Origin of the sequence: Morganella sp. TYF_1 (genome assembly GCF_043105645.1) — a bacterium.
Lineage (GTDB): Bacteria > Pseudomonadota > Gammaproteobacteria > Enterobacterales > Enterobacteriaceae > Morganella > Morganella morganii_B.
Map to the genome: position 1 here is coordinate 13,965 of NZ_JBICLU010000024.1, position 11,715 is coordinate 25,679.

The 11,715-nt window shown below is 48.0% G+C and carries 14 protein-coding genes; 7 read left to right on the plus strand and 7 right to left on the minus strand.

The features are described 5' to 3' along the window. Window positions 1–8: 8 nt before the first annotated feature. Genes ACF8OF_RS11245 through ACF8OF_RS11275 form a run of 7 tightly spaced genes read right to left on the minus strand, consistent with a single transcriptional unit; the run spans window position 9 to window position 4,021 of the window. A complete protein-coding gene (locus ACF8OF_RS11245) occupies window positions 9–425 on the minus strand; it encodes a hypothetical protein (protein ID WP_262881855.1) in 417 nt (138 codons plus the stop codon). A 5-nt stretch (window positions 426–430) separates the two neighbouring features. Beyond that, window positions 431–1,048, minus strand: a complete 618-nt coding sequence (locus tag ACF8OF_RS11250; RefSeq protein WP_279796984.1) for a hypothetical protein — start codon at window positions 1,046–1,048, stop codon at window positions 431–433. Next, entirely contained in the window at window positions 1,029–1,592 is a 564-nt protein-coding gene (locus ACF8OF_RS11255; protein WP_392496673.1) for a hypothetical protein, read from the minus strand. Before ACF8OF_RS11255 ends, ACF8OF_RS11250 begins: the two co-directional genes overlap by 20 nt. Beyond that, window positions 1,589–2,323 (minus strand): type III secretion system inner membrane ring lipoprotein SctJ, encoded by a 735-nt coding sequence (sctJ, locus tag ACF8OF_RS11260; RefSeq protein WP_279796980.1) that lies wholly within the window; start codon window positions 2,321–2,323, stop codon window positions 1,589–1,591. The genes ACF8OF_RS11255 and sctJ overlap by 4 nt, the downstream gene beginning before the upstream one ends. Beyond that, entirely contained in the window at window positions 2,323–2,631 is a 309-nt protein-coding gene (locus tag ACF8OF_RS11265) for a hypothetical protein (protein ID WP_247709314.1), read from the minus strand. Before ACF8OF_RS11265 ends, sctJ begins: the two co-directional genes overlap by 1 nt. A gap of 56 nt (window positions 2,632–2,687) precedes the next feature. Continuing rightward, window positions 2,688–2,951 carry a hypothetical protein gene (locus ACF8OF_RS11270; protein WP_279796976.1) on the minus strand — a complete coding sequence of 88 codons (264 nt, stop codon included), beginning with the start codon at window positions 2,949–2,951 and terminating at the stop codon, window positions 2,688–2,690. A gap of 8 nt (window positions 2,952–2,959) precedes the next feature. After that, complete coding sequence (locus tag ACF8OF_RS11275) at window positions 2,960–4,021, minus strand: hypothetical protein (protein ID WP_392496675.1); 1,062 nt, start codon at window positions 4,019–4,021, stop codon at window positions 2,960–2,962. A 374-nt stretch (window positions 4,022–4,395) separates the two neighbouring features. Here ACF8OF_RS11275 and ACF8OF_RS11280 point away from each other — a divergent pair, with 374 nt between their 5' ends. From ACF8OF_RS11280 to ACF8OF_RS11310, 7 genes are read left to right on the plus strand one after another with little or no spacing between them, the layout of a single operon-like run. Next, window positions 4,396–4,866, plus strand: a complete 471-nt coding sequence (locus tag ACF8OF_RS11280) for a helix-turn-helix domain-containing protein (RefSeq protein WP_279796972.1) — start codon at window positions 4,396–4,398, stop codon at window positions 4,864–4,866. Beyond that, entirely contained in the window at window positions 4,850–6,475 is a 1,626-nt protein-coding gene (gene sctC / locus ACF8OF_RS11285) for a type III secretion system outer membrane ring subunit SctC (RefSeq protein ID WP_392496676.1), read from the plus strand. Before ACF8OF_RS11280 ends, sctC begins: the two co-directional genes overlap by 17 nt. Before the next feature lies 1 nt (window position 6,476). Next, window positions 6,477–7,529 (plus strand): type III secretion system gatekeeper subunit SctW, encoded by a 1,053-nt coding sequence (gene sctW / locus ACF8OF_RS11290; RefSeq protein ID WP_392496677.1) that lies wholly within the window; start codon window positions 6,477–6,479, stop codon window positions 7,527–7,529. A 22-nt stretch (window positions 7,530–7,551) separates the two neighbouring features. Continuing rightward, entirely contained in the window at window positions 7,552–9,612 is a 2,061-nt protein-coding gene (locus tag ACF8OF_RS11295; RefSeq protein WP_392496678.1) for an EscV/YscV/HrcV family type III secretion system export apparatus protein, read from the plus strand. Between the two features lie 22 nt (window positions 9,613–9,634). Then, a complete protein-coding gene (locus ACF8OF_RS11300; RefSeq protein WP_279796966.1) occupies window positions 9,635–10,045 on the plus strand; it encodes a Type III secretion system protein BsaR in 411 nt (136 codons plus the stop codon). A gap of 2 nt (window positions 10,046–10,047) precedes the next feature. Next, window positions 10,048–11,340, plus strand: coding sequence for a type III secretion system ATPase SctN (sctN, locus tag ACF8OF_RS11305; protein ID WP_392496679.1), 1,293 nt, complete (start codon window positions 10,048–10,050; stop codon window positions 11,338–11,340). After that, complete coding sequence (locus ACF8OF_RS11310; protein ID WP_392496680.1) at window positions 11,321–11,701, plus strand: hypothetical protein; 381 nt, start codon at window positions 11,321–11,323, stop codon at window positions 11,699–11,701. Before sctN ends, ACF8OF_RS11310 begins: the two co-directional genes overlap by 20 nt. Window positions 11,702–11,715: the final 14 nt, after the last annotated feature.

Genomic DNA, 11,715 nt, shown 5'->3' on the forward strand with positions numbered 1-11,715 from the left:
AACAGACATTATCCGCTAAATACAGTAAGCCAGTCATCTTTGTTATTATTATGGTCAAAATCAGCGGAAAGTACATCCGGTGCTAATCCCAGCTGTTTTTGATTTACCATTCTAAGAAGATATTGTTGGTAAAAGGCATGATAGTTAACAATGTCACCGCCAACCTGGCTTACTGATTTACGTATTTTCGCATCAGAATATTCCGGGTTTTTTGTTAATTTATTTTCAACGGTAATTAATAACGTTATTTTTTCTTTTATATTATTACCGGTATTATATCCATCTGTTCCCACTAACTCGAGTCCGCGATAAATATCTTCCTTTCTATTAAAATTACTGATAAGCCAGTCATGCAATCGTTTGGCTTTCTCATGGTCCCCGCCGGGCTGAATATCCGGCTTTCCGGTGGTCCTGTCTATTTTCATATTTATTATCCTTTTTTGTATAATGATAAATAGCCGCCGGAGATACCCGCCGGGCTATCCGGAACAATACCGCTATTTATTTGTGTGGCTTTTTCACGGGCAAACGTGTCCGGTGTCAGATAAAGTAATTTTTTCCCGGTACGTAATATGATGTTACGGCTGAAATGAAAAGATACCGGCACAGTGAAGTCCGGATACTCAGTCATTCCCTTTTTAAGTTCAGCCGGCAGAATTAATTCACATTCACTCTCTGCGGAAAACTGCTCAACTAATTGGTGAATCAGCGTAAAACGTATTCCGGTGTCATCGAAAAATGCAGATAACTCCGTTTCCAGGCCGGAAATCGCGCCGGCGAGATTTTGATGGATCACTGATTTATATTCATTTATCACCCGTACCATTTCAGGCAGTGCCTGTGTCAGCCCCTGTTGAAAACCGGCATCAAAGCCTGTTTGGCGATGTTGTTCTGCCTTGTCTTCAGCCTGTTTTATCAGGCGGGCAGCATGATGGTTTGCCTGCCGGGTCAGGTTACTGAGACGGCAAAGCGCAGAGACGTGGCGGCGTTTAATCAGTACGCCGTATTTAACATGTAACAGCAGAGGATCAGGCAGTGAACGGCACATAATGCAATACCAGCGGTAAAAGGGAATCGGGCAGGTGCGGCAGACGGATTTCTGCCGGTGATAAGGATGCATCCGTCATCAGCTGAAAGCGCGCCGCCAGCGCGGGGGAAAAAGCGGATAATAATTGCGCCATGGCAATCTGGCCGGGCAGCACCGCAGGGATATCCGGCTGTGCCTGAGCTTGCGGCCATGCCGGTAGCGGCAGTGCCGGGGTCAGAGATAAAAATGCCTGTTGTGATAAATCCGGCACGGTATCATCCGGCAGGCCATAAGCATGGCGGATGAACATATCCAGATAGTGACAAAGTACGGGAAGCCGCTGCCAGTGGCGCATCAGCGGGATCGTCAGCGGAGATAACAGATCAAAATCCTGCTCACGCGGCAGCCGGTAGTGATCGATAATGGCCGCATTATACATTCTGCGGTATGACGCAGATTGCGCTGCCGGCGGCAACCCGGCAAATAAGCGGCTGCTGTGCAGATAATCCGCAGGCTGGTACATCACCCGGGCGACGGTGCCTTGTATATCAAACCGGTTATTCATGGTGTTCTGACCTTTTTCCGCATCAGAAATGCCCGTAATTGCCCGCGCCGGACATAACCAGCTGCTATCAGCATGATCCCTGCCGGAAACAGCAGAAAAAACGGGGACACACCGGCGTTCTCCGGTTGCGGAGGCAAATCAATAACCGGTTTCCCGGGATACAGGAGTACAGAAACGGTTTCTTCTGTCAGTCCGTTAAAGGCATTCATCACAAATGTCTGAATATCCTGCGCGAACTGTGTTTCATCCTCAATCCCGGAGTGGTAAATCAGCACCGAGGCACGGGGTGTTTCCGGCTGTTTACGGGGGCTTCCCGGCCCGGACAGCGGATAACTGAGATGAACACGGGCTCCGGTAACCGCATCAAATGACAACAGCGATTGTTCCAGCCGCTGCTCAATGGCAGAAATCAGGCGGGCTTTTTCTGATTGCGGGGAGGCAATCAGTGAATCTGACGGGAAGATCCCGGCAATTTCAATCCGCTCATCAGTGGGCAGATGGTATTCCTGTAAAATATGAATAGCGTGACGGCTCTGTTCTTCCGGTACGGAAATGGTGAACAACCCCTTTCCCTGCGGCGTCTTCACTGCCTGAATCTGATGTTTATGCAGCGCGGCCAGCACTTCATTAGACTGACGCTGATTCAGCGATGACAGAATCGTTCCCTCTTTACAGCCGCTGAGCAGCAGGCTTATCCCGCTTATTATTAATATAAACATTATCTTGTGCATCACTGACCCTTAATGACGGTATCGGCGGCATTCAGGGTCAGATGCAGCATACGGGAATAAAAACTGATCTCCGTATGCCATTTGGCCATCACGGCCTGGTTTTCCAGCATCATCATGACATCGTTGGTGTCTGTGGTTGTTTGCCCTGTGCTCAGTGCCTGTGTTTTCCGGCGCAGGTCTTTTTTTGCGGTTCCGGGTAATACGATATTCTGATAAGCCGCCTGCTCCCGGCCGCTGAGATCAGTCAGTAACTCCGTGATCCCGGTGATCGTTGTGACAGGTAAAGTCCGGTTAAATGATGACATCATAAAATCCTTTTTATGGTTAATGGCAGGCAGGTAACCTGCCATTTTTACGTTATAAATCAGCGCATATTGCCGATCGGTGTTGACAGGTTTTCTTTATGCTGGCGAATCATCGCTGAGAGCGCAGTACATTTAATATTCAGCGATGAAGTACAGGCCTGCAATATCGCCAGGTCATAGGCATTGGCCGTGTCTTTATTGCCTGACTGTAAATTATTCATCAGCGCATTCAGTTTTACATTGTCTTCATGAATCGGTGATTTGAATTGCTTCGTCAGAGTGGTAAATGTTATTGCATCATTTTTATTTGCTATATCAGGCATAAATGTCCTTATTCATTATCAGAGGTGAATTTTGTGTGGTTATCAGACAGGTGAATATAATTTACTGTGCCATATAGGCCGGGATAAATGTTGTGGGGCATACTTTCCCTGTACTGTACCAGTGTATTTCCGGGGGCTGAGAATATCGTGGTATTGATATCCTTAATAATAGTCTCTGTTTCCTTGTCTCTCCTTTTAGCTGCGTAAATCCAAATGGTATTTCCTGATTTTTTTACAGAGTACCGGATTGAGTGCTGACCGAACCGGTCATTTATTAATTTAACAATATCACTGAATGATAATGTCCTGACAGTAATGTCCTCTCTGAACTCATCAGGAAGATTGAAGGTTTCAGGGATAACTATCTTATTCATTTGATATATATAAATGATTTCTTTTCTTTTATTAAAATCAGGCATGGTGATAATATCATCTTTATCTATCTTTATGCTTGTTTTATTAACCTCAAAAATAGTATAGCCCGGTAGTTCTTTTTTCAGCCCGGCAATATCGTTTTCGGGGGATGAGAAAACAAGGATATTATTGTCTTTTATAATATATTCATTGTTATTTATATAGCTGCGTATAATATTTTCATAACTTATCGTATGGTTTTTTGTCTCTGTTCTGCTTTGGTTTTTCAGGAGTATCAATCCTGCTGTCAGCAGGAGCGATAACATCAGTACAACATAAAAACAGGCGGGTCCGGAGAACCTGCTGCGGCGTGTTCCGGCCTTTTTTGTCACAGACAGAATGCTTTTATGCCAGGTATCCTGCTGTTCTTTTACAGCGAAAAAAGGTATTCCCTGATAAGAAAATAATGCGTTATAGCCGATGTCTGTCGTGATAGTTTCATTGCTGTGAGTAGTACAGGAAACACTATAATACTCTTCATGCAATTCGGCCTCGATACGCTGTAATGATGAATCCGGTACCGGGAGGGACAAGGGGATCAGTGCGTCACCGGATCCAACACTATCGGTATTGTTAATATGATATTTACCGGAAGGTAATGTAATTTCTTTTCCGGATGAATCTCCCATTGTTATTATGTCGTATAATTTTATCATCAATTGTTCCTGGTTATGATTATATGTGTGGAATAATTTTGATTTATCCTTTTCGCCATTTTTTTAAATGGTAGTGAGTTTTATAAAAAAATGGTAGTAAAAAATAGTGTTATATTTTAAATTCACTGATAAATTTTAGTTTGTTCAATGATTGTTTAACGTTATACACGTATTTGTTATATATTCGGATGAAAAGGATGATGTGAAATCATATGGAAAAGATGAGTCGGATATATATTTATAATGATATATATAATACAGATGGATGTAAAAAAAGTGATCGGGTTGATTGCTGTTTTCCGCTGTCAAAATGTATAAAACTATTGGCTTTTATAGACTGTCATTATCATTTACCGCAAAAAGATAATGACGAAATGACGGATAATGCAATCTGTCAGAATGATGAAGTAATTTTTTCTGTTCAGGGTGAGGCTGATAATCCGGAATACCGGGTTGTCTGTGAAATGCTGAACGAAAACAGCGAAATAAAAACATTTTTGAATTCACTGCGTCACTCAGAACATTACTGGCTGGTAAAGCATCTGATCAGCGCTGCCGATTGTAAAAACAGCAATATCCGCGATATCAGTCAGCGCTACGGGTTATCCGGCACTCATTTCAGACGTTTGTGTCAGCGTTATATCGGCAATCAGAGTAAATACCAGTTGCGGCACTGGCGTGGCGTGGCCTCGGTGCTCGATATTCTGGTAGAAGAGCACTCACTGACCCGTATCGCGGCAGATAACGGCTACTGCTCGGCTTCGCATTTCTCAAATGAAATCAAACTATTATTTGGCATGTCTCCCCGGAAAATAAGGAATTTAAATCATGCGGTTAAAAAATAGCGCCGGGGGACTGTTTGGTCTTATTCTTTGTCTGCTTTCTCTGCCGCTCATGGCGGAGCAAACAGTGTTATACGAAAAAAAACCACCGCGTCAGGAGCAGTATGTGGCGAAAGAAACACGGCTGGATCATTTTTTTGATGCGCTGGCCGGAAAGCTGGATGTCATGATGATTTCGTCGGACGCGGTGAAAAAGAAGAAGATTTCCGGCACCTTTGATTTATCCGACCCGCAGGCCGCACTGTCACAGATGCTGAAAACGATGGCACTGGTGTCATACCGGGAAAACCGCACCCTCTATATTTACAGCAGCAATGAGATTGAATCATCGATGCTGACGCTGAATGCCATCACCCGCCATGAACTGACGGCTTTTCTGAAACAAACCGGGTTATTTGACGCGCAATATCCGCTGACATCTGACCGGCAGCAGCGGATTTTATATGTCACTGCGCCCCCGCGCTATCTGACGCTTATCCGTTCTGCGGTGGATGCACTTGAGGCTCAGTACAGTGTGCAGGAACAGGGAATTTCACCGGAGGATGAGCATATTCAGTTGGTTAAGCTGGAAAACAGTTTTGTGCAGGACCGCGAAATCACGTCGCGGGGAAAAAGTCTGGTATTGCCGGGGGTGGCGTCAGCATTGCGGGAGTTACTGGACTCAGGGCCGGCGGCAAAAACCGGACTGGTGCCGCAGGATGCAGAACAGGGCGATATTCAGCCGGCTGAAACCGTCTGGCTGGGCGGTGAGCGGGTGCGGATTGTGCCGTTACAGGGGGAAAACAGCCTGTTGTTAAAAGGGAGCCGCAATGCCCTGCACTTAATCAATCAACTGATAAAGCAACTGGATGTTGCCAAACCGCAGATCGAATTATCATTGTGGATTATTGATGTATCAAAAAACGAAGCTGACCAACTGGGGATCAACTGGCAGGCCGATTACGGTACCGGAAAAATGAAGGTGTCATTTAATCTCAGTGAGCTTAACCAGTTCACCGGTTTTTCCTTCTTCAGCAAAATCAGGGCATTGTCTGCGAAAGGGCAGGCCAATATGGTCTCCCGGCCGATTATCCTGACTCAGGATAACACCCCGGCGGTTTTTGATAATAACACCACGTTTTACAGTAAGTTACAGGGAGAGCGCACATCATCCCTGGAAAGCATTACTTATGGTACAAAAGTGAGTGTGACGCCGCGGATCGCCAATCAGCGGAAATCCGTGGAGATGATTATCGAGCTTGAAGATGGCGCACAGAAAAAGGACGCTGACGGAACAGGCGGAGAAGACGCACTGCCGGTGATTAACCGCACCAATATCAGCACGATAGCCAGGGTTGCTCAGGGCAATACACTGCTGATTGGCGGGTACACGCGGGAAAACAGCCACCGCCATAATGACAAAATTCCGCTGCTGGGCGATATTCCGCTGGCAGGCCGGTTGTTTCAGTTTGAATCAGTAAAGACAGAAAAAATGGTCCGGCTTTTTCTGTTACAACCCCGTATTCTGCAACAGGATTTTTTCAGCGACACAGAAATTACCGGTCATATTCCGTTTAATCATGAGAATAAACAAGGTATTAAGATGATGCAGACACTGAAACAGGGCTATTGATATGATCAATAGCGTATCCGGCGCAGCGGCGTTCCGTCCGTCAGCAGCACCACAAAAACAGGCGGGTGATGTGGCTGCGGAGCAGCGCCCGGCGGAAAACCAGGCAGAAAATCATGCCGAACAGATGATGGATGTGATGGATGACATGGCGATGGCGCTGTCACAGTTTAACCGGCGGCAGTACGGCAAAGATGACAATATCAGTCAGTTACCGGCGTCAGAGCAAAAAAACAGTGCAGAGGGGACAGAGACAAAACTGGATCGGGTTGTGCAGTGGTTTGCGGCTTGCGGACGTTCTGTCTGTGAGTTTCTCGATTATGTGCGCAACCTGTTTCCGGACCCCAGTGATTATGTTATGGCACTGCGTTCCTTATTGCGTAAGCTGCCGTTTTCGGCGGAAGAAGCGGCTGAAATTGATGCGGAAATTGAGCAGTTACTTCATGGTGAGTTTGCGCAGGAAACGCGGGCCGGAATCAATATCGCACTGAAAATCCGCCTGCACGCACCGGTGACACAACTGGATTGCGCACAGCTGAGAATGGTGTACCGCAGCTACATCAGCTGGAAATTCGATATTTTGTATTTGTGGAAAGTGTGGCTGGAGCAGTACCGGAAAAGCCGGGTCAGAAGCCTGCTGAATTATGTCCGCGACTCGCTGGTGTGTGATATGGCGGCGGCGCTGCCCAGTTGCAGTCATCACAGTGAGTTCGGGGAGTTGACCGCCCGGTTGCATACCCTGAATCAGCTTATTTCCCTGAATGATATGTTTCATCAGAAAATTTCTTCTCTGAATTGTACAGAACCGGTACTGGCGGATGAGCCCCGGCTGAACCAGTTACTGATTTCCGGGCTCGGTGACGCAGAGGCATTTCAGACGGAAACCGAATCGTTGCTGGCGGCGGCAGAAGATGACAAAAACAGGCCGCTTATTTTACAGCGCCTGATTGTGATTTTTGGTGAGATACCGGATGTTCTTTTTTTGCAGGAAGCAGGGAAAGAGCAGGTGGTTTCTTTTCTGAAAGCCCTTATGAGCAAAACTATTAATATCTTATAACTTTCACCGGCAATGGATTGCTATGCTGACAACTTTTATCAATGCAGTGAAAAGCAGGCCGGAGATCGCGGTACTGCTGATTATGGTGATGGTCATTGCCATGCTGATCATTCCGCTGCCGAAAATGCTGGTCGATTTTCTCATCGGGCTGAACATCGTCATTTCTATCCTGATGTTACTGCTCTCTTTCTATATCACCCGGATTCTGGGATTTACCTCTTTTCCGGCACTTCTGCTGATCACCACGCTGTTCCGGCTGGCATTGTCGATCAGCACCAGCCGCCTGATCCTGCTGGATGCGGACGCCGGGAATATCATTCAGTCATTTGGTGAATTTGTTATCGGCGAAAATATTGTGGTGGGTTTTGTTATCTTCGCCATTGTCACCGTGGTGCAGTTTATTGTTATCACCAAGGGCTCGGAGCGGGTGGCGGAAGTGGCGGCACGTTTCTCTCTTGACGGTATGCCCGGCAAACAGATGAGTATTGATGCCGATCTGAAATCCGGCCTGATTGATAACGAAGAAGTGCGTAAACGCCGTAAAGAGCTGGAGCAGGAGAGCCAGATGTACGGCGCGTTTGACGGTGCGATGAAGTTTATCAAAGGGGATGCGATCGCCGGTATTGTCATCATTTTTGTGAATTTTGCCGGTGGAATCGGCATTGGTGTGGCGCAAATGTCGATGCCGTTCAGTGAGGCACTCAGCACTTACACGTTGCTGACGATCGGAGATGGCCTGGTGGCGCAGATCCCGGCGCTGCTGATTGCTATCAGTGCCGGGTTTATCGTCACCCGGGTCAGCGGTACCAATCAAAATTTAGGGGCCAATATTGTCAGGGAGCTGTTTTCCCACGACTTTACCCTGATTGTCACCGCGATACTGGCACTGTGTATGGGGATGCTGCCGGGATTTCCGGCGGGTGTTTTCGGCCTGCTGGCGGCCGGACTGATGTTGTTTTACGGAATGCGGCTCAGACAAAATAAGCAGAAGCAGACCTCTGATCCGGCACAAACCCGCACTGACACTCTTTCTCAGGCAGTATCTGTGTCGTCTGCGGATGATTTTTCGCCGCGCGGGCTGACGGCGGAAAATAACGAAGCTATTCCGCTTATCATCACACTTCATCACCGTTATCAGGTGTTGTTTGAAAAACAAAACATGACAGCGTGGCTGCAGGAGGAGTTTGCCTTCCGTTACGGTTTCTTTTTGCCCGCTGTTATTATCAATTACAGCCGCGAAATACCGGAACATAAAGCCGTGGTGTTAATCAATGAAATTCAGTCCGGGGTTATTTACAGCTATCCGGATCGCTGTCGGATCACTGAAATCAATGGTGCTCTTGATTCACTGAATATTGAATCTGAGAGTATTGATCAGGAAGGCGGGGAAAAAACGATCTGGACGGATAAAAAGCACGATGAAGCCTGCCGGGCCGCCGGCATAGAGACAGAACACGGTATTACGGTATTTTTCAGCGAATTCAGCCGGATAATGACACAAAATATTCAGGAACTGCTGGGCATTCAGGAAACCAAAATGCTGCTGGATAATGTGGAAAATAAATATCCGGAACTGCTGAAAGAGTGTTACCGCTATTTATCTGTGCAGAGAATTGCCGATGTTTTTCAGCGGCTTATTGCAGAGCAGATATCCATCCGTAACATCAAAATTATTCTCGGCGCGCTGGTGCAGTGGGGTCAGAAAGAAAAAGATCCGCTGGTACTGGTTGAGCATGTCCGCAGCCAGCTTGCCCGTTATATTTCAGCACATTTTGCCTGTAATCAGGTATTGCAGGCGGTTGTGTTGTCAAACCCGCTGGAGGAGATGATCCGTCAGGGGATCCGCCAGTCAGCGGGCGGCACATTTATTAATCTCGAACCGGCACAGCTGGATCATTTTTATGATGCGCTGGCGCTGGTCATGACACCGCTGCACCACCGGCGGGATATCGTGTTACTGACGGCCATGGATGTCCGTCGTTTTGTCCGGAAACTGACTGAAATGCACTATCCGGGAATAGCGGTGCTGTCATTTTCTGAAATTGTCCCGTCGGCACAGGTGTCGGTGATTGATTCTGTTTAATGTCATAAAAAGGAAACTGAAGATGGATCTTGCAACACTGGTAACAGAAGGAATGAAACTGATCGGACGCGGGGATTTGGTGCCGGAAGGCAGTTCTCTTGATAATCACTCAACCATTTCATTATCGCTGGGTGAACAGCAGGTGATTCATATTGCGGTGGTGGATGAATATCCGGTTATCTGGGCACCGCTGCCGGCGGATTTACCGGCATTGCTGCCGGAGGTCAAAGGCGGATTGCTGGATATTCTGACAGAAGAACCGGCTGCACTGTTTTATCCGGGTTCACCGGCACTGCGTCAGACGGATAACGGCGCAGAGCTGGTCGGCTGCTTCAGTCACAGTGCAGTGAGTGATGCGGAATCCTTTGTACAGGCGCTGGATCAGTTTGTCCGCCTCAGTCAGCAGTGTCATACGCTGATCCTCAGAGGCTGATCATGCTGGCGGCACTGCTTAGTCAGCGGGCATTTCCGGTGCATATCCGCGGGTATTACCTGGAAGCCCCGCTGCCGGATGTTTTTATCGGGGAAATTTGCCTGTTATGGCAGGATCTCACCTGTCGTGTCCTGCTCGGACGTGCTCAGGTGGTGGGGTTTAATGAACACTACACCCTGCTGAGTCTGATCGGGCAGGCAACCGGGCTGACGCTGACAACAGTTATCGCGCCGACAGGCCGTGCAGTAACACTGACATTCACACCGCAGATCCCGGGCTCGGTGATTGATCCGTCCGGTAATATCCTGGCCCGTCTGAGTGAGATAACAGGACCGGATAACCAGACTATCACCCGCCCTGTCTGCGCGGAAGCGCCGGATGTGCTCTCCCGGCAGCGCATCACGGAGATTCTGCCGACCGGTGTGAAAGCCATTGATGCCCTGCTGACCTGCGGAAAAGGTCAGCGGCTGGGGATCTTTGCCGGTGCAGGCTGCGGTAAAACGGTGCTGATGAATATGCTGATTGCGCATGCACAAGCCGATATTTTTGTGATAGCGCTGATTGGTGAGCGCGGCCGGGAAGTGACGGAACTGATTGATGAACTGCGCAACAGCCCGCAGGCCGCTAAGTGTATCCTGGTCTGCTCCACCTCTGATAAACCGGCTGTTGATCGCTGTAATGCGGCACTGGTGGCAACGTCACTGGCGGAATATTACCGTGATGAAGGGAAAGAGGTGGTGCTGTTTGTTGACTCTCTGACCCGCTACGGGCGGGCACTGCGGGATGTGGCGCTCAGTGCCGGGGAAGTTCCTGTCCGGCTGGGGTATCCGGCATCGGTATTTGAGCAGTTACCGGCACTGCTGGAGCGCCCCGGGGCGACAAAAAGCGGGGTGATTACGGCTTTTTATACTGTACTGCTTGACAGTGAAAATGAGCCGGACGGCTTCGGTGATGAAGTGCGTTCCATTCTCGACGGGCATATTTATCTCTCCCGGCGGCTGGCGATGCAGAATCACTATCCGGCGATCGATATCCCGGCCAGTATCAGCCGTGTGATGTCGCAGATTGTTTCACCACCGCATTTGTCGGCAGCAGGGCGTTTCCGGGCACTGCTGGCGAAACAGAATGAGCTGAAACTGCTGGTGGAGCTCGGGGAATATAAACCCGGACTGAATGCGGAGAGTGATAAAGCCGTTGAGCTCACTTTGCCGATGCGCCATTTTTTGTGTCAGTCACCGGCGGAATCCGTTGCGGCGGATGAAACAGGCAGGTTACTTGAACAGCTCACGCAATGAATTACAGCAACTGATCGCACACTTCAGCCTGAAAGAGCGCTGTGTACAGGCCGCACTGGCACAACTGCATCAGCGCTATCGGCAGGAACAGGAAAATAAAGAGAAACTGCTGTTGTTAATCAAAGGATTAGAACAGCAAATTCATGAGTTTGAATGCTGCGGATTATTATCTTATATCGCGTTGAATGAACGTCGCCGTAAACAGGCAATATATCGTAAACAAATCCCGGATATCCGCGTCCGGGTGGATGAGTCATCCCTTTTGCTGGCGAAAATCGCAGATGATATCGATAAAAGTAATAAAACGATAAACAATCTGAAGAAGAAAGTTATTAAGTTTGAACAATACAGTGGGCAATAAATTGATATTATAAA